This window comes from Pseudomonas sp. MWU13-3659 (genome assembly GCF_023757525.1).
Lineage (GTDB): Bacteria > Pseudomonadota > Gammaproteobacteria > Pseudomonadales > Pseudomonadaceae > Aquipseudomonas > Aquipseudomonas entomophila_E.
This window is the reverse complement of sequence record NZ_JAMSHW010000051.1, coordinates 1-20,818: the sequence shown is the minus strand read 5'-3', so window position 1 is coordinate 20,818 and position 20,818 is coordinate 1. Positions and strand designations below refer to the sequence as shown.

Sequence of the window (20,818 nt, the reverse complement as noted above, 5' to 3'; positions counted from 1 at the left end):
CATTACATGATTGACCCAGCCCGACTGGATGCACGACTCCCAGACCGAGCCGTTCCTGCCTCAGTGCCTCATCCCCAGCTCCGCATCATCCATCAGCGCCTTGGCCAGTGCGCTCAGATAATACGACGCCCAGAGCAGTTGCGGCTTATCTTCCATGATCCCGGCAATGGTCAGGTCGCGCACGCAGCCCATCAGTTCCGAGGCTTGTTCGCGGGCGTGCTGGCAGGGGATGCCGGGTTCGATGCAGAACAGCGGGACGGTCTGGCCTTCGCCTTGGTAGAACTTGGTTTTGCCTGCGGTGGTGTTGGGGGTGGTGTCGTCTGTGGTCATTGTTTTCTCCCTGATGTTGTGGGGGCCTTGACGGCCCTTTCGCCAGCAAGGCTGGCTCCTACAGGTGAATCGCAGCCCCCGGTAGGAGCCGGCTTGCCGGCGAACAGGGCCGGCCAGGGCCTAGTGCATTACCTGTGGCTGCGCCGGCATCTGCACCTGGATCAACGCCGATTCGAGCAACACGCGCAGCGATTCGACTTCGTGGATCGACGCCATCATCAGGATGGTGGCCGGTGACCTGGGCTGGGCGTGCACGGCCTGATGGGCCACGGTGAGCGCACACAGGGCGTGCTCGGTGGCCTGGATGAGGGTGTCTTCGAGGGAGTGAGGGTGATGGGGTGGATCGGGAACGATCTTTAGCATGGTCATAGTCCTGTTCGTGAATGAGGACTACCACAGCCTGCTGTCAAACAAGAAGGTGGCAGCTGCACATGGGTTGACAGACCGGTGAACAAGACCAGAAACCGGCGCACACGAGGTGCCCCACGCACAGCTACCATAACGGCAAGGCCATGCGGTCTGTTCAGAGCGGCCTGTCAAAGCCGGTCGCTGATTCAAGCGACCCGCCGAGACTAGAGCCGTGCCAGAACGACCGCAACGGAAAAAGGGCGGCAGGAGTATGTTTGGGAAATGGACTACACGAAAGGGGTTAAATCTGACTTTCGGGCCTTGAAGGCAACTGCGATCAACCACGGGGGATGGCACCGGCATTGCCGGTGATCGCGGCTGAAGCCGCTCCTACAGCGTTAGGCTTCAGGGTATTGGGGAGACGGAACGCTTTGCCGCGGCGAAGGCCTGCAACTGCGGATAGAACTCACGAAAGTCCGCCAGCAACGGCGAATACAACCGCTCCACCTCGTCCATCATCCCGGTCATTCCTTCCGGCCGCGACAGACGCCGGGCGATGCCCTGGAACACCTGCTCCAGCACAGCGAAGTCGCCGTAGGCCCCCAGCCAGTCGTCCGCCGCCATGAACGGCGCGATCCGCGCCAGCCGGCCCGGCAGCTCCGGCTCGGCCAGCAGCACCTTGTAGAAATCGCCGGTGAACTGTGCCAACGGCCGCTCGGCATATTCGCCCCAATGCCGCGCCAGGCAGTGGTCGAAGAACACGTCCAGCACGATCCCGGCAAAACGCCGCCGCTCCCGGGGAAAACGCGCCAGCGCCGCCAGCACCAGCGGATGGCTGTCGGTGTAGCTGTCGATCTGCCGGTGCAGCCGGATCGCCGCCTCCAATACCGGTGGAAAACGCCCCTCCAGCGTGCCCTTGACGAAATCGCCATACAGGCTGCCGAGCAGTTGTTGCGGCGCGTCGCCGCCAAGGTGCAGGTGTGCGAGGTAGTTCATGGCGGCAGTCTAGCACTCGCCCAATCCCCATCGACATGGCCCGATATAGCGATTGCAGCTCAGCTCAGAACACTTTCATATTTGTATATCGCGAACTACCGATTTATATTTCGCCACATCGCGATATACCGCTACACAGCCTGAGACCCACCATGCCGATCGATCTCGACGAAATCATAAAAGCCCTGTCCCACCCGGTCCGGCGCGAAATCCTCGCCTGGCTGAAGGACCCGGCGGTGCAGTTCCCCGACCAGCAGCACAGCACCGACAACGGGGTGTGCGCCGGGCAGATCGACCAACGCTGCGGCCTGTCGCAATCGACCGTCTCCGCCCACCTGGCCACGCTGCAGCGCGCTGGTTTGATCAGCAGCCAGAAGGTCGGCCAATGGCATTTCTTCAAACGCAACGAGGCCACCATCCAGGCGTTCCTCAAGCAGATGAGCCAAGAGCTCTGATAGCGGCGACGCCGCCGCATCCCACTGATTCAAGCGAGGCTTTGCACATGACTACGCTCTTCGACCCGATCACCCTGGGCGACCTCGAACTGCCCAACCGCATCATCATGGCCCCGCTGACCCGCTGCCGCGCCGACGAGGGCCGCGTGCCCAACGCGCTGATGGCCGAGTACTACGTGCAACGCGCCAGCGCCGGGCTGATCCTCAGCGAGGCGACCTCGGTCACCGCCATGGGCGTCGGCTACCCCGACACGCCCGGCATCTGGAACGACGAGCAGGTGCGCGGCTGGCACAACGTCACCAAGGCCGTCCACGGGGCCGGCGGGCGTATCTTCCTGCAGTTGTGGCATGTCGGGCGGATTTCCCACCCGTCCTACCTGAACGGCGAGCTGCCGGTGGCGCCCAGCGCGATCCAGCCCAAGGGCCATGTCAGCCTGGTGCGGCCGCTGAGCGACTACCCGACCCCGCGCGCCCTGGAGACCGAGGAGATCGCCGATATCGTCGAGGCCTACCGCAGCGGCGCCGAGAACGCCAAGGCGGCGGGCTTCGACGGTGTCGAGATCCATGGCGCCAACGGCTACCTGCTCGACCAGTTCCTGCAAAGCAGCACCAACCAGCGCAGCGACCGTTATGGCGGTTCGCTGGAGAACCGTGCCCGCCTGTTGCTGGAAGTGACCGACGCCGTGATCGAGGTGTGGGGCCCTGGCCGTGTCGGCGTGCACCTGGCGCCGCGCGCCGACGCCCATGACATGGGCGACGCGGACCGCGCCGAGACCTTCACTTACGTAGCTCGTGAATTGGGCAAGCGCGGCATCGCCTTTATCTGCTCGCGGGAGAAAGAGGCCGACGACAGCATCGGTTCGCTGATCAAGCAGGCCTTTGGTGGCGCGTACATTGTCAACGAGCGCTTCGACAAAAACAGCGCCAGCGCGGCCCTCAGCGCTGGCAAGGCCGACGCCGTGGCCTTTGGTATCCCGTTCATCGCCAACCCCGACCTGCCGGCGCGCCTGGCCGCCGATGCACCGCTCAATGCGCCGAATCCGGAAACCTTCTATGGCAAGGGGCCGGTGGGGTATATCGATTATCCGCGGATGTGAGTGAGGCCCTGTTCGCCGGCAAGCCGGCTCCTACAGGTTTTGTGTACCCCTGTAGGAGCCGGCTTGCCGGCGAACAACCGGTCAGGGCCGGGCGTTGATCTGCTGCTGCAGGTTCTGGATCTGGCTCTGCAAGGTATTGATGTTGCGGGTCATCTGCCCACGGAAGGCGTCGAACTCCTGCACCGAGGCACCACCGGATGCCTGCGCCGGACGGTTGTCGACCTGGCTCTTGAGTACCAGCACGTCCTGCTCCAGGCTGGCGATGGCGGCGCTCGGGTTGCCTTGTTTCTTCAGCGTCGCCACTTCGCTGTTCAGGTTCTTGAGTTGATCATCCAGCTTGCCGCCATCGACCTGGCCTGACTTGAGCGCCGCCAGTTCCGCATTGACCGCCTTCAACTGCGCCTGCAACTGGCTTTGCAGTTCGGTCACCGCCTTCTGCTGCTCGCGGGTATCGGCCAACACTTGCTCCAGGCGCTTGCCCAGGTCGCCCGCCTGCCCGGCGACGCCCTGTTGCTGTTTGTCCTGCTCGGCCAGACTGGCCTGCAATTGGCGAATCTGCAGCTTCAATGCCTCGCTGCCGGTATTGCTGTTGGACTCGCTGGCATCGACCTTGCCGCTGATCGCCTGCAAGCGCCCCGCCGCTTCCTCGCTGATGCGGGCGAAGCTTTCCTGGGTCGCCACCAGTTGCTGCTCCATCAGCGAAATCTGCTGGAAGCTCCACCAGCCCAACCCTGCCAGTGCAATGAATGATGCTCCCAGCAGCGCCCACAAGGGGCCATTGCTGCGCGGTTGCGCGGCCTTCTGGCGGCTGCGTGCCACGTGGGCGGGCAGCAGTTCATCGTCATCAGGGGTGCCAGCGCGCAGGGCGGGCACATCGTCGAAATCGTCGTGGACGTCATTACGCATGGGTGCATTCAACCGCGGTAGTAGCAAAGAGGCATGAGTATAAACCGCCTGGGCGGCGCACTGATGACCATCAACCCGGCGCCAGGTTCACTGATTGCCCGGTTGTGCCTTCCACCAGGTGCAGAATTCATCCAGCGCGGCCCAGACGGTGGTCTTCGGCCGGTAGTCCAGGTACTGGCGGGCGCGGCTGATGTCGAGGGTGAAATCCGTGCTCATCACCTGCATCGCGGTGCGCGTCAGGGTCGGCTGCGGGCGCCCGGGCCAGAGCAGGCAGGCCGCCTCGTTGAGCGCAGCCAGGCTATAGGCCATGCCGTAGGAACGGTAGCGGGTGACCTGGGGCAGTTGCATCTGGCGCATCACGTAGTTCACCACGTCCCACAGCGGCAGCGGGTGGCCATTGCTGATGTTGTAGGCCTGGCCGAGGGCGTCATCCCCGGCGAACAGCGCGCTGAACAGCGCCTCGTTGAGGTTGTGTACACTGGTGAAGTCGACCTTGTTCAAACCTTTGCCGATGATCGCCACCCGCCCCTTGCGCTGCATGCGCATCAGCCGCGGGAAAATGCTCGCGTCCCCGGCCCCGGTGACAAAACGCGGGCGCAGCGCCAGCACTTCCAAGCCGAACTCCTGGGCGCCGAACACCTTCTGCTCGGCAAGGTGCTTGGTCAGGGCGTAATGGTCGTGGAAACGTCGCGGTACCTGGTCCTCACGAATGTCCAGGCGTGAACGGCCATTGAAGTAGATCGACGGCGACGACAGGTGCACCAACCGACGCACATGCTCCTTGATGCAGCCTTCGACCACGTTCTCGGTGAGCACCACGTTGCCCTGATGGAAGTCCTGGTAACGCCCCCAGGTACCCACGGCCCCCGCGCAATGCACCACGGCGTCGACGCCCTGGCACAGGCGCCGGGCCAGCTCGGCATCGCCCAGGTCGCCCGAGATGAATTGCGCCCCGCGCTTGACCAGGTGCTCCACACCCTCTGCCCGCCGGCCATTGACCCGTACCTCCAGGCCCTGCTCCAGGGCGAAACGCGCAAAGCGCCCGCCAATGAAGCCGCTCGCGCCGGTGACCAGAATTCGCATGTAAGACTCCGCCTTGCCAGATTTCAGATGCAGTTGACGCCAGCCGCGCCTACAAGGGCACCAGCCAAGCCCGCGCCGAATGGCGCAGGTGTTCGGTCAGTTGGGCGAGCAGTTGCCCGCCATTGCGCCAATGATGCCAGTACAGCGGCACATCGATGGGGGTATCGCTGCAAATTTCCACCAGTTCACCCCGCGCCAGTTGCTCGGCCACCTGGCGCTCGGGCACCAGGCCCCAGCCGATGCCGGCCTCGGTCATGCGCAGGAACCCCTCGGACGATGGGCACAGGTGGTGCAGGAAACCATCCTGGATACCCAGCGATGCCAGGTAACGATGCTGCAGGAAGTCATCCGGGCCGAACACGATCGCAGGCGTGCGGGCCAGGCGCTCGGCATCGAAACCAGTGGGGAAGTAGCGCGCCATGAACGCCGGGCTGGCCAGGGCGCGATAGCGCATTGCCCCCAAAGGCAAACTGCGTGCACCGGCCACCGGGCGCTCGCTGCCACACAGGCAGGCCGCCACCTCACCAGCACGCATACGCTTGAGACCAACGTCCTGGTCCTCGACCACCAGGTCGAGCAGCACTTGCTGCTCGGCACAGAAAGCACCCACCGCGCCCGCCCACCACGTCGCCAGGCTGTCGGCGTTGAGGGCGATACGCAGTCGCTCGGGCATCCCCTCCTCGTCCAGCGCCGGCACCTGGCGCTGCAGGTCGCGCTCGAGCAGGCGCACCTGCTGCACATGGTTGAGCAACTGACGACCGACCTCGGTCGGGCTCGGGGGCGTTGCGCGCACCAGCACCGGCTGACCAACCCGCGCCTCGAGCAGCTTGATGCGCTGCGAGATGGCCGATTGCGACAGTCCCAGCACCTGGGCGGCGCGCTCGAAACCGCCTTGTTCGATCACCGCGGCAAGCGCGGCGAGCAGCTTGTAGTCGAACATCGATTTCTCTAATGACGGATGAGCTTTATTGGTTTTTCTTATACATCCACACCCGCCACAATGGCCACATCTTTCTAGTGTCCTGTCTCGGAAATACGTTCTCTTTTGGCGAGTGGCTTGGGTGTTCGGCCAAGGCGCCGCGACGAGTCATAGCAGGGCTATGGCGAGGAGTGGCAACGCCGGCCGGGCGCCCAAGACGCCGCCAAAAGTGAACAGCTTATTTCCGAGACAGGACACTAGGTAATCAGCGCCGGCGAATCGTCGGCGCCAGTGGAGTGTTCCCGCTATGTGGCAAAGCTATGTGAACGGCATGCTGGTGGCTTTCGGGCTGATCATGGCCATCGGCGCGCAGAACGCCTTCGTCCTGGCGCAGAGCCTGCGCCGCGAGCATCACCTGCCGGTGGCGGCGCTGTGCGTCGTCTGCGATGCCATCCTGGTGGCCGCCGGCGTGTTCGGCCTGGCCACGGTGCTGGCGCACAACCCCACCTTGCTGGCCATCGCCCGCTGGGGCGGCGCGGTATTCCTGATCTGGTACGGCGCCAAGGCGCTGCGCAGCGCCTGCGCCAAGCAGAGCCTGCAACATCAGGAAGGCCAAGGCACGCGCTCGCGCCGGGCGGTGCTGCTCAGCGCCCTGGCGGTGACCTTGCTCAACCCCCATGTGTACCTGGACACCGTGTTGCTGATCGGCTCGCTCGGCGCCCAGCAGACCGTGCCCGGGGCCTATGTGGCGGGGGCCGCCAGCGCATCGCTGGTGTGGTTCTCGACCCTGGCGATCGGCGCGGCCTGGCTGGCGCCCTGGCTGGCACGCCCGGCCACCTGGCGGATGCTCGACCTGATGGTGGCGGTGATGATGTTCGCAGTGGCGGCGCAGTTGATCTTCAGCTGAGGGTCAGAGACGCACCTCTCTGTAGGAGCGGCCTTGTGCCGCGAAAGGGCTGCGTAGCGGCCCCAGGATCTCAGCGTTGATATAACGATCGTCGGGGCCGCTTTGCGGCCCTTTCGCGGCTCAAGGCCGCTCCTACAGAGATTGCACATGCCCTGAAGCGCACATGCTGCACCGCCTGTCCGCCCCGGCCAACCGCTCTGGAACCTCTATTCCCTATAGATGTTGCGTGGTTATGCACCGGGGCCGGTGCTATGATCCAGCCCTTGCGTCGCAAAGAGTACAAACTCGCCGACGCTCATCGGGCCGCCCGTGATCGGCCTTGCGCAAACCGCAAACAGACCTGAATCAGGAGATCCACCATGGCTTTTGAATTGCCGCCGCTGCCATACGCCCACGATGCCTTGCAGCCGCACATCTCCAAGGAAACCCTGGAGTATCACCACGACAAGCACCACAACACCTATGTCGTGAACCTGAACAACCTGGTCCCAGGCACCGAATTCGAAGGCAAGACCCTGGAAGAGATCGTCAAGAGCTCTTCGGGCGGCATCTTCAACAACGCCGCTCAAGTCTGGAACCACACCTTCTACTGGAACTGCCTGGCACCGAACGCCGGCGGCCAACCAACCGGCGCCCTGGCTGATGCCATCACCGCCGCCTTCGGTTCCTTCGACAAGTTCAAGGAAGAGTTCACCAAGACGTCGGTCGGCACCTTCGGCTCCGGCTGGGGCTGGCTGGTGAAGAAGGCCGACGGCTCCCTGGCCTTGGCCAGCACCATCGGCGCCGGCTGCCCGCTGACCAGCGGCGACACCCCGCTGCTGACCTGCGACGTCTGGGAACACGCCTACTACATCGACTACCGCAACCTGCGTCCGAAGTACGTCGAGGCGTTCTGGAACCTGGTCAACTGGAAGTTCGTTGCCGAGCAGTTCGAAGGCAAGACCTTCAAGGCCTGATCGCATCAGCCTTGAAAAAAAGACCCGGCCTCGCGCCGGGTTTTTTATTGCGCCCCTATAGGCGCCAGCCTTGCTGGCGAACAGGCCCACGGGCAAGGCTGGCGCCTACAGGATGGGACACGACAGAAATCGCTGTGCTCTTGCTCAAGACGCAGAGCGCGCTAACATCAAACGTCTGGAAAGTTGATGCAGCGCACTCAAGTCGCATGCCTCCTCAACCGATACAGAGCCAAGGGCAGCTCCAATCTACCGGCGCGCGGCCTGCGATTGGCAATTGGTCGATAGTCTGTTGCCATGACTAATGGCAAAATAATGGCATGCGCATGGATTAAGGAAACCCCATTGAAGCTGGAATTTCGGAACAGCTTATCGGTCAAGTTGCTCAGGGTGGTGCTGCTCTCGGCGTTGGCGGTCGGTGTCGTCCTCAGCTGCGCGCAGATCGTCTATGACGCCTACAAGACCCGCCAGGCCGTGAACAACGACGCCCAGCGCATCCTCGACATGTTCCGCGACCCGTCGACGCAAGCGGTGTACAGCCTCGACCGGGAAATGGGCATGCAGGTGATGGAAGGCCTGTTCCAGGACGAGTCGGTGCGCATGGCCGCCATCGGCCACCCCAACGAAACCATGCTGGCGGAAAAATCCAGGCCGCTGCAGGACATGTCCATGCGCTGGCTGACCGACCTGATCCTCGGCCAGGAACGCACCTACACCACTCAGTTGGTTGGCCGCGGCCCCTACAGCGAGTACTACGGCGACCTGAGCATCACCCTCGACACCTCCTCATACGGCGAAGACTTCCTGATCAACGCCGTGATCATCTTCGTCTCCGGCGTGCTCAGGGCGCTGGCCATGGGCCTGGTGCTGTACCTGGTGTACCACTGGCTGCTGACCAAGCCGCTGTCGAAAATCATCGACCACCTGACCCAGATAAACCCCGACCGCCCCAGCCAGCATCAGATCCCGCAGCTCAAGGGCCATGAACGCAACGAGCTGGGCCTGTGGGTCAACACCGCCAACCAGTTGCTGGCCTCGATCGAACGCAACACCCACCTGCGCCATGAGGCCGAGAACAGCCTGCAGCGCATGGCCCAGTACGACTTCCTCACCGGCCTGCCTAACCGCCAGCAACTGCAGCAACAATTGGACAAAATTCTCGTCGACGGCGGCCGCCTGCAACGCCGGGTAGCGGTGCTCTGCGTGGGGCTGGACGACTTCAAGGGCATCAACGAACAGTTCAGCTACCAGGTGGGTGACCAGTTGCTGCTGGCCCTGGCTGATCGCCTGCGCGCCCACAGTGGCCGCCTGGGTGCCCTGGCCCGCCTGGGCGGCGACCAGTTCGCCCTGGTGCAGGCCAATATCGAACAGCCCTACGAAGCTGCCGAGCTGGCCCAGAGCATCCTCGACGACCTCGAGGCGCCCTTCGACCTCGACCACCAGCAGATTCGCCTGCGCGCCACCATCGGCATCACCCTGTTCCCCGAAGACGGCGACAGCACCGAGAAGCTGCTGCAAAAGGCCGAACAGACCATGACCCTGGCCAAGGCCCGCTCGCGCAACCGCTACCAGTTCTACATCGCCAGCGTCGACAGCGAGATGCGCCGCCGCCGCGAGCTGGAAAAGGACCTGCGCGAAGCCCTGCCGCGCAACCAGCTGTATCTTGTCTACCAACCGCAGATCAGCTACCGCGACCACCGCGTGGTCGGGGTCGAGGCGCTGTTGCGCTGGCAGCACCCGGAGCTGGGCATGGTGCCGCCGGACCAGTTCATCCCGCTGGCCGAGCAGAACGGCAACATCATCAGTATCGGCGAGTGGGTACTCGACCAGGCCTGCCGCCAACTGCGCGAATGGCACGACCTGGGTTTCGGCGAGCTGCGCATGGCGGTCAACCTGTCCACCGTGCAACTGCACCACAACGAGCTGCCACGGGTGGTCAACAACCTGCTGCAAGCCTACCGCCTGCCGCCGCGCAGCCTGGAGCTGGAGGTCACCGAGACCGGCCTGATGGAAGACATCAGCACCGCCGCCCAGCACCTGCTCAGCCTGCGCCGCTCAGGCGCCTTGATCGCCATCGACGACTTCGGCACCGGTTACTCTTCGCTGAGCTACCTGAAATCGCTGCCGCTGGACAAGATCAAGATCGACAAGAGCTTCGTCCAGGACCTGCTCGACGACGATGACGACGCCACCATCGTTCGCGCCATCATCCAGCTGGGCAAGAGCCTGGGCATGCAGGTCATCGCCGAGGGTGTGGAAACCGCGGAACAAGAGAGCTACATCATCGCCCAGGGCTGCCACGAAGGTCAGGGCTACCACTACAGCAAACCGCTGTCGGCGCGCGAGCTGACCGCCTTCCTCAAGCAGGCCCAACGCAACCAGGTCTCGGTGCTGTAACCCCCGTCGACATTGCCCCTGCACCGCAAACGGGCGTTTGCATGAAATGCGCGCCCGCCTCTTTACAGCAAATGCAAATCTTTCGCATGATGTGACGGTTTCGCGTGCCTCGGCGCACGGTCCAACCACACGACGCAGGAAACCAACAATGATTCGAATGCCTCTGGCCTCCGCCAGTCTGCTGGCCATCGCCATCGCCCTCGCCGGTTGCGGCGAGAAGGACGACAAGGCTGTCGCACCGCAAGCCCAGGCACCTGCCGCCGCCAGCACCACCGCCGCGGCACCGGGGGCTGTCGACGAGGCAGCCGGCAAGGCCGTGGTCAAGCACTACAGCGAAATGGTCCACGCCGTGTACAGCGACGCGCTGAGCACCGCCAAGCAGCTGCAGACCGCCGTCGACGCCTTCCTGGCCACCCCCAACGACCAGACCCTGAAAGCCGCCAAGGATGCCTGGGCCGCCTCCCGCGTCCCCTACCTGCAGAGCGAGGCGTTCCGCTTCGGCAACACCATCATCGACGACTGGGAAGGCCAGGTGAACGCCTGGCCCCTGGACGAAGGCCTGATCGACTACGTCGACAAGAGCTACGAGCACGCCCTGGGCAACCCGGCGGCCAGCGCCAACATCATCGCCAACACCCAGATCCAGGTCGGTGAAGACAAGGTCGACGTCAAGGACATCACCCCCGAGAAACTGGCCAGCCTGAACGAGCTGGGCGGTTCCGAAGCCAACGTCGCCACCGGCTACCACGCCATCGAGTTCCTGCTCTGGGGCCAGGACCTCAACGGCACCGGCCCAGGCGCGGGCAACCGCCCGGCCTCCGACTACCTCGAAGGCAAGGGTGCCACCGGCGGGCACAACGACCGTCGCCGCGCCTACCTGAAAGCGGTCACCGAGCTGCTGGTCAAGGACCTCGAAGAGATGGTCGGCAACTGGGCGCCGAACGTCGCCGACAACTACCGCGCTAGCCTCGAGAACGGCCCGGTCAACGATGGCCTGCGCAAGATGCTGTTCGGCATGGGCAGCCTGTCGCTGGGCGAACTGGCGGGCGAGCGCATGAAGGTCTCGCTGGAAGCCAACTCGCCGGAAGACGAGCAGGACTGCTTCAGCGACAACACCCACTACTCGCACTTCTACGACGCCAAGGGCATCCGCAACGTCTACCTGGGCGAGTACACCCGCGTCGACGGCAGCAAGCTGACCGGCCCGAGCCTGTCGTCGCTGGTGGCCAAGGTCGACCCGGCCACCGACGCCACGCTCAAGGCCGACCTGGAAGCCACCGAGGCGAAGATCCAGGTAATGGTCGACCATGCGCTCAAGGGCGAGCACTACGACCAGCTGATCGCCGCCGACAACGCTGCCGGCAACCAGATCGTGCGCGACGCCATCGCCTCGCTGGTCAAGCAGACCGGCGCAATCGAGCAGGCCGCCGGCAAGCTGGGGATCGACAACCTGAACCCGGACACCGCTGATCACGAGTTCTGATCGGCGTTCATGGTTCACAAGAGGCGGCCTTCGGGCCGCCTTTTTTATTGGTCCATTGACCTGGCATGCCCTCTGTAGGAGCGGCTTCAGCCGCGATCACCCGCAAAGCGGGTGCCAGGCACCGCGCTGTATGCATCGCGGCTAAAGCCGCTCCTACAGATGGTTCGCACCCTCGGTGTGCATTTCACATTCTTTTCATCCGAGTAATTGCAAATTGCTCTTATTCAATAACGGCCGGCCTGATAAGCTTGCACGCCGGTTTTTCGCCCATGCCCAGGATTGTCGATGTCCTTGCTCCGCCTAAGCCCCCTGCTACTGGCCCTCACCCTCGCCGCCTGTGACGACGCCCCGCGTTTCACCCAGGCCGAGCCCGGTGAAGCCCTCTCCGGCGGCAAGGCGACAGTACAGCGCAACGACCGCAACGCCTTCTCGCTGCCCTCGGCGAACCTGTCGCCCGAGCGGCGCCTGGACTTCGCCGTGGGCAACAGCTTCTTCCGCAGCCCGTGGGTGATCGCTCCCTCCACCACCACCGCCCGTGACGGCCTCGGCCCGTTGTTCAACACCAACGCCTGCCAGAACTGCCACGTGCGCGACGGTCGTGGCCACCCGCCTGAGCCGGGTGACAGCAATGCGGTATCGATGCTGGTGCGACTGTCGATTCCCGACCAGCCATACCTGGCCCGTGAGATCGAGCGCCTGGGCGTGGTCCCCGAGCCGGTCTACGGCACTCAACTGCAGGATATGGCCATCCCCGGCGTGGCGCCGGAGGGCAAGGTGCGCGTGAGCTATGAAAACCACACCGTGGCGTTCAAGGACGGTCATCAGGTCGAGCTGCGCCGCCCCACGCTACAGATCACCCAGCTCGGCTACGGCCCGATGCACCCTGACACCCGCTTCTCTGCCCGGGTAGCACCACCGATGATCGGCCTGGGCCTGCTCGAAGCCATCCCCGAAGCCGATATCCTGGCCAACGAAGACCCGGACGACCGCAACCGCGACGGCATCCGTGGCCGGGCCAACCGCGTCTGGGACGACGCCCTGGGCAAGACGGTAGTCGGTCGGTTCGGCTGGAAAGCCGGGCAGCCCAACATCAACCAGCAGAACGTGCATGCGTTCGCCGGCGACATGGGCCTGACCAGCACGCTCAAACCAAGCGACGACTGCACCCCGGCACAGACCGACTGCCTGGCCGCGCCCAACGGTGATGGCGCCGATGGCGAGAAAGAAGTCAGCGACAACATCCTGCGCCTGGTCACGTTCTACACCCGCAACCTCGGTGTGCCGGCCCGGCGCGACGTCAACGCGCCCCAGGTGCTGGCTGGCAAGAACCTGTTCTTCCAGGCCGGCTGCCAGGGCTGCCACACCCCGCAATTCACCACCGCCGCGGATGCCCGCGAGCCGGAACTGGCCAACCAGGTGATCCGCCCATACAGCGACCTGCTGCTGCACGACATGGGCCCTGGCCTGGCCGACGAGCGCACCGAATTCGCCGCCAATGGCCAGGACTGGCGCACCCCACCGCTGTGGGGCATCGGCCTGACCGAGACGGTCAGCGGCCACACCCAGTTCCTGCATGACGGCCGCGCCCGCAACCTGCTCGAAGCCGTGCTCTGGCATGGCGGCGAAGCCCAGGCGGCGCGCGACCAGGTACTGACCTTCAACGCCGAGCAGCGTGCTGCGCTGCTGGCCTTCCTGAAATCACTTTAAACGCGCAAGGAGCCGGGCATGTTCCGACCCAAACTGTTGTTCACCAGCCTCGCCGCACTCGCCCTGGGTGCCTGCTCGCCCCAGGACCCGCAGGCCGTGACCTCGGCCGCCATCGCCAAGCAGGTGATCCTGCCGACCTACAGCCGCTGGGTCGAAGCCGACCGCGCCCTGGCCGCCAGCGCCCTGGCTTATTGCGAGGGCAAAAGCTCGCTGGAGACTGCCCGCGCCGACTTCCTCAACGCACAGAAGGCCTGGGCCGAGCTGCAACCGCTGCTGGTCGGCCCGCTGGCCGAAGGCAACCGCGCCTGGCAGGTGCAGTTCTGGCCGGACAAGAAGAACCTGGTCGGCCGCCAGGTCGAGCAACTGGTCAACGGCGACAAGCCGGTCGATGCCGAGTCGCTGGGCAAGGCCAGCGTCGTGGTGCGCGGCCTGTCGGCCTACGAGTACATCCTCTTCGACAGCAAGCCGGATGTCGCCAGCGCTGAACAGAAGGCCCGCTACTGTCCGCTGCTGGTCGCCATCGGCGAGCACCAGAAGGTCCTGGCCGAGGAGATTCTCAAGAGCTGGAACAGCACCGACGGCATGCTGTCGCAGATGACCAAGTTCCCCAATCAGCGCTACGCCGACTCCCACGAAGCAATCGCCGACCTGCTGCGCGCCCAGGTCACCGCCCTGGACACCCTGAAGAAGAAGCTTGGCGCGCCGATGGGTCGCCAGAGCAAGGGCATCCCGCAGCCGCTGCAGGCCGAAGCCTGGCGCAGCCACTCCTCGCTCAAGAGCCTGGAAGCCTCGCTCAAGGCCGCCCAGACCGTCTGGGTCGGGGTCGACAACCAGGGCCTGCGCGGCCTGCTGGGCAAAGACCAGGCGCCGTTGGCGCAGAAGATCGACGACGCCTACGCAACGGCACTCAAGTCGCTGGCCGACAACCCCAAGACCCTGGGTGAGCTGCTGGCCGACGACGCTGGCCAGCAGACCCTCAACCAGATCTACGACAACCTCAACGCCGTCCACCGCCTGCACGAAGGCGACCTGGCCAAGGCGCTGAACATCCAGCTGGGCTTCAATGCCAACGACGGTGACTGATCATGCTGCGACGCCAGGCCCTGAAACTCGGTAGCGTAGTGCTCAGCGCCCTCACCCTGGGCGGCTGGAGCCTGTTTCGCAACAAAGGCGGCGAACCCTTGCTGCTCTCGGCGCGCGACGACGGCGACGGCAGGCACTATGCCGTCGGCTTTCGCCTGGACGGCACCGAGGTGTTCAGCACCCAGGTGGCCCAGCGTTGCCACGCGATCATCAACCACCCTGAACAGCCCATCGCCCTGTTCGTCGCCCGCCGCCCCGGTACCGAAAGCTACCTGGTCGACCTGCGCGACGGGCGCCTGCTGCAGACCATCACCTCGCAACCGAACCGGCACTTCTACGGCCATGCGGTGATCCACAAGGGTGGCGAGTGGCTGTACACCACCGAGAACGACACCACCGATCCTGGTCGTGGCGTGCTCGGTGTCTATCGCTTCGAAGGCGAGCGCCTGGTACACAGTGGCGAGCTCCCGACTCATGGCATCGGCCCCCACGAACTGGCCTGGCTGCCCGACGGCGAAACCCTGGTGGTAGCCAACGGCGGCATCCGCACCGAGGCCGAGAGCCGGGTGGAGATGAACCTCGACGCCATGGAGCCGAGCCTGGTGTTGATGCAGCGCGACGGCACCCTGCTGAGCAAGGAGACCCTTGCCCAGCAGATGAACAGCGTGCGTCATCTAGCGGTGGGCAGTGACGGCACCATCGCGGCGTGCCAGCAGTTTATGGGGGCCTCCGACGAGACCGCCGAGCTGCTGGCGATCAAGCGCCCGGGCGAGCCGTTCAAGGCCTTCCCGGTGCCCGAGCGGCAGTTGCAGTCGATGGCCCAGTACACCGCCAGCGTCGCCATCCACAGCGACCTGCGCCTGGTGGCGCTGACCGCGCCACGGGCCAACCGCCTGTTCATCTGGGACCTCGACAGCGGCGCGGTGAAGCTCGATGCACCGATGCCTGATTGTGCGGGGGTCGGGGCGGTGAAGGACGGTTTCGTCGTCACTTCCGGGCAGGGGCGTTGTCGCTTCTACGACTGCCGCAAGCAGGAACTGATCGGGCAGCCGATGAACCTGCCGTCCGGGTTCTGGGATAACCACCTGCACCTGGCCTGATCCCCTGTTCGTCGGCAAGCCGGCGCCTACGGATGGCGCACTGTCCGTAGGCGCTGGGTCGGCTCATCAGCCAAGTTAACCTACAGTTGCTCCCCTTGTAGATCCAACGGCACATCTACCATGGTCGGTGTCGTCACCTTCAAAGTGAATTTCCCACTCTTCACTCCCCCAGTAATGACCCATTGAATGCCTTCCTTGGTCATCTCCTGCGGCCGTACAGGACGGTACGCGATGCCAAGATCAGGTGGACCGTCATACACCATTTCAACCAGTTGACCGATAAGCTCACTCCCCTCCTCAGGTTTCAGGGCCAAGAAGTGCTTGCCGTTGCGCTCCAGTTGCAAGACTGGCAAGCCGATTGGTTTTTGGAAAAAACCCACCTGAATTTGATTATCCCAAGACATTTTCTTTTCGATGTCAGACATTTCGACCTCCTGCGTGCACGGCACGGTTTTCGAAGACCTTAACCAAGTCTGAAACGACCGGAAACTGACAAAAATACCAGGTCAAAACCTGTAGGAGCCGGCTTGCCGGCGAACCTTCCCGCCTCCCCTTTTCGCAAAAACCGACAATACTTTCCTCCATCGCACGTGGCCCGGATCACCCGTGGTCGTGCGCGCCGAACAACCACCTCGCATCCAGGGAACCGGACCTATGCTGCGCCGCCGCATGCTGATCATGTTGGCCGTCGTCCTGCTGATCGTGCTGATCCTGGGAGGCTTCAAGGCCTTCTCCATCTACAAGCAGGTACAGATGTTCTCGGCACCCAAGCCACCGGTCAGTGTCGCCGCGGCCCAGGCCGAGCTGCGCCAATGGCAGGAGCGCCTGCCGGCGGTCGGCAGCCTGAAGGCCTACCAGGGCGTCGAACTGAGCCTTGAAGTGGCCGGCACGGTGAAGTCCCTGCATTTCGAGTCCGGGCAGAAGGTGAAGGCCGGGCAACTGCTGCTGCAACTGGACAGCGAACAGGAAACCGCCCTGCTGGGCACCGCCCAGGCGGACCTCAACCTGGCCAAGGTCGACTTCGGCCGTGGCAGCCAGTTGGTCGGTGATTCGGCCATCTCCCGGGGCGAATTCGACCGTTTGACCACCCAGTACAGACGCAACCAGGCGGTGGTCGACCAGCTCAAGGCGTCGCTGGCGAAGAAGAGCATCAGCGCCCCGTTCAGCGGCACCATCGGCATTCGCCAGGTAGACGTCGGCGCTTACCTTGCCAGCGGCACGGTGATCGCCACGCTGCAGGACCTGTCGAGCCTGTACGTCGACTTCAACGTGCCCGAGCAGGCCCTGCCCCACCTGAGCCTCGGCCAGCAGGTGCTGGTGCAAGTCGCCGCCTACCCCGGGCAGACCTTCCCCGCCAGCCTCAGCGCAATCAACCCGAAAGTGGAGGAAAGCACCCGTAACCTGCTGGTTCGCGCCACCCTGGCCAACCCCGACGGCAAGCTGCTGCCAGGCATGTTCGCCAGCCTCCAGTTGCTGCTGCCCGATCCGCAACCGCAGGTGGTGGTGCCGGAAAACGCCATCACCTACACCCTGTACGGCAATTCGGTATACCTGGTCAGCCGCAAGAAAGGTGAGGATGGCAAGCCGCTGGACGACAGCGAAGGCCAGCCCCAGCTGATCGCCGAACAACGCACCGTGCAGACCGGGGAACGCCGCGAGGGCTGGGTGGTGGTCAGCAAAGGGCTGCTGGCTGGCGACCAGGTGATCACCGCCGGCCAGCTCAAGCTGGCGCCCGGCGCGGCAATCCGCATCAGCAGCGAGCAAGCGCTCAAGCCGGGCACCCACTGAAGGAGGCAGGCATGGCGTTCACCGACCCGTTCATCCGCCGCCCGGTGCTGGCCTGCGTGGTCAGCCTGCTGATCCTGCTGCTGGGCGCACAGGCCTGGAACAAGCTGCAGATCCGCCAGTACCCGCAGATGGAGAACGCCCTGATCACGGTGACCACCGCCTACCCCGGGGCCAACGCCGAAACCATCCAGGGCTACATCACCCAACCGCTGCAGCAGAGCCTGGCCAGTGCCGAAGGCATCGACTACATGACCTCGGTGAGCCGGCAGAACTTCTCGGTGATCTCGGTCTACGCACGTATCGGCGCCGACACCGACCGCCTGTTCACCCAACTGCTGGCCAAGGCCAACGAGGTGCGCAACAAGCTGCCCCAGGACTCCGAGGACCCGGTGCTTAGCAAGGAGGCGGCCGACGCCTCGGCGCTGATGTACATCAGCTTCTACAGCAACGAGATGAGCAACCCGCAGATCACCGACTATTTGTCGCGGGTGATCCAGCCCAAGCTGGCGACACTGCCAGGCATGGCCGAGGCGCAGATCCTCGGCAACCAGCTGTTCGCCATGCGTATCTGGATCGACCCGGTGAAGCTGGCCGGCTTCGGCCTGTCGGCGGTGGACGTGACCAACGCAGTGCGCCACTACAACTTCCTCGCCGCAGCCGGCGAAGTGAAGGGCGAGTACGTGGTCACCAGCGTCAATGCCACCACCGAGCTCAAGTCCGCCGAAGCCTTTGCCGCCCTGCCGGTCAAGACCGCAGGCGACAGCCGGGTGCTATTGGGGGACGTCGCACGCATCGAAATGGGCGCGGAGAACTACGACACGGTCAGTTCGTTCGACGGCACGCCGTCGGTGTACATCGGCATCAAGGCTACCCCCGCCGCCAACCCACTGCAGGTGATCAAGGAGGTGCGGCGGATCATGCCGCAACTCGAAGAGCAGTTGCCGTCGGGCCTCAAGGTGTCCATCGCCTATGATGCCACCCTGTTCATCCAGGCCTCCATCAACGAAGTGATCAAGACCCTCGGCGAGGCGGTGCTGATCGTCATCGTGGTGGTGTTCCTGTTCCTCGGCGCCCTGCGTTCAGTGTTGATCCCGGTGGTGACCATCCCGCTGTCGATGATCGGCGTGCTGTTCTTCATGCAGATGATGGGCTATTCGCTGAACCTGCTGACCTTGCTGGCCATGGTGCTGGCCATCGGCCTGGTAGTCGACGACGCCATCGTCGTGGTGGAGAACATCCACCGTCATATCGAGGAGGGCAAGACACCCCGCGAAGCGGCACTGGAAGGCGCTCGCGAGATTGCCCTGCCGGTGGTGTCGATGACCATCACCCTGGCCGCAGTCTACGCCCCCATCGGGTTCCTCACCGGGCTGACTGGGGCGTTGTTCAAGGAGTTCGCGCTGACACTGGCGGGTGCAGTGATCATTTCAGGCGTCGTGGCCCTGACACTGTCGCCGATGATGTGCGCCCTGCTGCTGCGCCACGAGCAGAACCCCAGTGGCCTGGCCCACCGCCTGGACGTGCTGTTCGAACAACTGAAAGTGCGCTACCAGCGCCTGTTGCACGGCACCTTGAACAGCAGGCCGGTAGTACTGGTGTTCGCGGTGATTATCCTGTGCCTGATCCCTGTACTGCTCAAGTTCACCCAGAGCGAACTGGCACCCAATGAAGACCAGGGCGTGATCTTCATGATGAGCAACTCGCCGCAGACCGCGAACCTGGACTACCTGAACGCTTACACCGACGAGTTCACCCCGCTGTTCAAGACCTTTCCCGAGTACTACTCGTCGTTCCAGATCAACGGTTTCAATGGCGTGCAGAGCGGCATCGGTGGTTTTCTGCTCAAGCCGTGGAGCGAGCGGCATCGTACCCAGATGGAACTGCTGCCGTTGGTCCAGGCCAAGCTTGAAGAGGTCGGCGGCCTGCAGATCTTCGGTTTCAACCTGCCGTCACTGCCTGGCACCGGCGAGGGGTTGCCGTTCCAGTTCGTGATCAACACCGCCGGGGACTACACGGCATTGCTGGAGGTGGCCCAGCGGGTCAAGGAGCGTGCCCAGGCCTCCGGCAAGTTCGCTTTCCTCGACATCGACCTGGCGTTCGACAAGCCCGAAGTGATGATCGACATCGACCGCGCCAAGGCCGCGCAGATGGGCGTGTCGATGGACACCCTCGGCGGGACCCTGGCCACCTTGCTGGGCGAGGCGGAGATCAATCGCTTCACCCTGGAAGGCCGTAGCTACAAAGTGATCGCCCAGGTCGAACGCGCCTATCGCGCCACACCGGGTTGGTTGAACAACTATTACGTGAAGAACGAACAGGGTCAGCTATTGCCCCTGTCGACGCTTATCACCCTCAGCGACCGTGCCCGGCCGCGCCAGCTCAATCAGTTCCAGCAATTGAACTCGGCGATCATCCAGGGCGTGCCGCTGGTGAGCATGGGCGAAGCGCTGGACACCGTGCGCACGATCGCCCACGAGGAGGCGCCGGAGGGCTTTGCAGTGGACTATGCGGGTACGGCGCGGCAGTTCGTCCAGGAGGGCAGTGCGTTATGGGTGACCTTCGGCTTGGCGCTGGCGATGATCTTCCTGGTGCTGGCGGCGCAGTTCGAAAGCTTCCGTGACCCGCTGGTGATCCTGGTGACCGTGCCACTGTCCATCTGCGGGGCGCTGGTGCCGCTGTTCCTTGGGGTTTCCAGCATGAATATCTATACGCAGGTGGGGTTGGTGACCTTGATCGGGTTGATTACCAAGCATGGGATCTTGATCGTCGAGTTTGCCAACCAACTGCGGGAGGAAAAGGGGCTTGGGGTTCGCGAGGCAATCGAAGAGGCAGCGGCGATTCGGTTGCGGCCGGTGCTGATGACCACGGCGGCCATGGTGTTCGGCATGGTGCCGTTGATTCTGGCCACCGGGGCTGGGGCGGTGAGCCGATTTGACATCGGGACCGTGATTGCCACGGGGATGTCGGTTGGGACGTTGTTCACGTTGTTTGTGTTGCCTTGTATTTATACGTTATTGGCGCATCGGGGTGGGCGGGAGGTGGCGTGATGGCTTCGGCTTCGGCTTCGGCTTCGGCTTCGGCTTCGGCTTCGGCTTCGGCTTCGGCTTCGGCTTTCAGAGTGTGGGTTTGGGCGGGTGTGAGCATATCCATTGGCGATAGAGACGCCGATTCACCTTTCCGCCCTTACGGCGGCCTACTTTTTTCTTGGAAAAAGTAGGCAAAACCGCTCGCTCCATCATACGGCCCCTGCGCTTCGCTCCGGGGTT

The 20,818-nt window shown here is 63.9% G+C and carries 18 protein-coding genes; 11 read left to right on the top strand and 7 right to left on the bottom strand.

Annotation, left to right across the window (positions count from 1 at the left end; genetic code table 11):
• Positions 1 to 60: 60 nt before the first annotated feature.
• The 3 genes from NGM28_RS27520 to NGM28_RS27510 form a co-directional block, all read right to left on the bottom strand.
• Positions 61 to 330 carry a DUF3077 domain-containing protein gene (locus NGM28_RS27520; protein ID WP_252092422.1) on the bottom strand — a complete coding sequence of 90 codons (270 nt, stop codon included), beginning with the start codon at positions 328 to 330 and terminating at the stop codon, positions 61 to 63.
• A 120-nt stretch (positions 331 to 450) separates the two neighbouring features.
• Positions 451 to 693, bottom strand: coding sequence for a hypothetical protein (locus tag NGM28_RS27515; RefSeq protein ID WP_252092421.1), 243 nt, complete (start codon positions 691 to 693; stop codon positions 451 to 453).
• Between the two features lie 390 nt (positions 694 to 1,083).
• Entirely contained in the window at positions 1,084 to 1,674 is a 591-nt protein-coding gene (locus tag NGM28_RS27510; protein ID WP_252092420.1) for an acyl carrier protein phosphodiesterase, read from the bottom strand.
• Between the two features lie 152 nt (positions 1,675 to 1,826).
• Here NGM28_RS27510 and NGM28_RS27505 point away from each other — a divergent pair, with 152 nt between their 5' ends.
• Entirely contained in the window at positions 1,827 to 2,129 is a 303-nt protein-coding gene (locus NGM28_RS27505) for an ArsR/SmtB family transcription factor (RefSeq protein WP_011532447.1), read from the top strand.
• A 47-nt stretch (positions 2,130 to 2,176) separates the two neighbouring features.
• Positions 2,177 to 3,226 (top strand): alkene reductase, encoded by a 1,050-nt coding sequence (locus NGM28_RS27500; protein WP_252092419.1) that lies wholly within the window; start codon positions 2,177 to 2,179, stop codon positions 3,224 to 3,226.
• A gap of 81 nt (positions 3,227 to 3,307) precedes the next feature.
• Here NGM28_RS27500 and NGM28_RS27495 read toward each other — a convergent pair whose 3' ends face one another.
• The 3 genes from NGM28_RS27495 to NGM28_RS27485 all read right to left on the bottom strand — a co-directional run bounded on the left by NGM28_RS27495 (position 3,308) and on the right by NGM28_RS27485 (position 6,155).
• Positions 3,308 to 4,132, bottom strand: coding sequence for an ATPase (locus tag NGM28_RS27495; RefSeq protein ID WP_252092418.1), 825 nt, complete (start codon positions 4,130 to 4,132; stop codon positions 3,308 to 3,310).
• An 87-nt stretch (positions 4,133 to 4,219) separates the two neighbouring features.
• A complete protein-coding gene (locus NGM28_RS27490; RefSeq protein ID WP_252092417.1) occupies positions 4,220 to 5,215 on the bottom strand; it encodes an NAD-dependent epimerase/dehydratase family protein in 996 nt (331 codons plus the stop codon).
• A 49-nt stretch (positions 5,216 to 5,264) separates the two neighbouring features.
• Entirely contained in the window at positions 5,265 to 6,155 is an 891-nt protein-coding gene (locus NGM28_RS27485; RefSeq protein WP_240065633.1) for a LysR family transcriptional regulator ArgP, read from the bottom strand.
• 286 nt (positions 6,156 to 6,441) lie between these two features.
• Between NGM28_RS27485 and NGM28_RS27480 the strand changes: the two genes are divergently transcribed.
• The 7 genes from NGM28_RS27480 to NGM28_RS27450 all read left to right on the top strand — a co-directional run bounded on the left by NGM28_RS27480 (position 6,442) and on the right by NGM28_RS27450 (position 15,764).
• The gene (locus tag NGM28_RS27480) at positions 6,442 to 7,041 is read left to right on the top strand and encodes a LysE/ArgO family amino acid transporter (protein ID WP_240065632.1); all 600 of its coding nucleotides are present in this window, start codon (positions 6,442 to 6,444) and stop codon (positions 7,039 to 7,041) included.
• A 359-nt stretch (positions 7,042 to 7,400) separates the two neighbouring features.
• Positions 7,401 to 7,997 carry a superoxide dismutase gene (locus tag NGM28_RS27475; protein ID WP_011532441.1) on the top strand — a complete coding sequence of 199 codons (597 nt, stop codon included), beginning with the start codon at positions 7,401 to 7,403 and terminating at the stop codon, positions 7,995 to 7,997.
• Positions 7,998 to 8,339: 342 nt separating this feature from the next.
• Positions 8,340 to 10,391: a putative bifunctional diguanylate cyclase/phosphodiesterase gene (locus NGM28_RS27470; RefSeq protein ID WP_213659759.1), complete on the top strand. Its 2,052-nt coding sequence runs from the start codon at positions 8,340 to 8,342 to the stop codon at positions 10,389 to 10,391.
• 148 nt (positions 10,392 to 10,539) lie between these two features.
• Complete coding sequence (locus NGM28_RS27465; RefSeq protein WP_240065631.1) at positions 10,540 to 11,874, top strand: imelysin family protein; 1,335 nt, start codon at positions 10,540 to 10,542, stop codon at positions 11,872 to 11,874.
• Between the two features lie 279 nt (positions 11,875 to 12,153).
• Positions 12,154 to 13,581 (top strand): di-heme oxidoreductase family protein, encoded by a 1,428-nt coding sequence (locus NGM28_RS27460; RefSeq protein WP_252092416.1) that lies wholly within the window; start codon positions 12,154 to 12,156, stop codon positions 13,579 to 13,581.
• Between the two features lie 18 nt (positions 13,582 to 13,599).
• Positions 13,600 to 14,664, top strand: coding sequence for an imelysin family protein (locus NGM28_RS27455; RefSeq protein WP_213659756.1), 1,065 nt, complete (start codon positions 13,600 to 13,602; stop codon positions 14,662 to 14,664).
• A gap of 2 nt (positions 14,665 to 14,666) precedes the next feature.
• Positions 14,667 to 15,764: a DUF1513 domain-containing protein gene (locus tag NGM28_RS27450; protein WP_252092415.1), complete on the top strand. Its 1,098-nt coding sequence runs from the start codon at positions 14,667 to 14,669 to the stop codon at positions 15,762 to 15,764.
• Positions 15,765 to 15,844: 80 nt separating this feature from the next.
• Here the strand turns inward: NGM28_RS27450 and NGM28_RS27445 are convergent, their stop codons facing one another.
• Positions 15,845 to 16,189 (bottom strand): hypothetical protein, encoded by a 345-nt coding sequence (locus NGM28_RS27445; protein ID WP_252092414.1) that lies wholly within the window; start codon positions 16,187 to 16,189, stop codon positions 15,845 to 15,847.
• Between the two features lie 229 nt (positions 16,190 to 16,418).
• Here NGM28_RS27445 and NGM28_RS27440 point away from each other — a divergent pair, with 229 nt between their 5' ends.
• Together NGM28_RS27440 and NGM28_RS27435 are read left to right on the top strand one after the other, a co-directional pair.
• Positions 16,419 to 17,552 (top strand): efflux RND transporter periplasmic adaptor subunit, encoded by a 1,134-nt coding sequence (locus NGM28_RS27440; protein WP_240065627.1) that lies wholly within the window; start codon positions 16,419 to 16,421, stop codon positions 17,550 to 17,552.
• Between the two features lie 11 nt (positions 17,553 to 17,563).
• Positions 17,564 to 20,599 carry a multidrug efflux RND transporter permease subunit gene (locus tag NGM28_RS27435; RefSeq protein WP_252092413.1) on the top strand — a complete coding sequence of 1,012 codons (3,036 nt, stop codon included), beginning with the start codon at positions 17,564 to 17,566 and terminating at the stop codon, positions 20,597 to 20,599.
• The last annotated feature ends 219 nt before the right edge of the window (positions 20,600 to 20,818 follow it).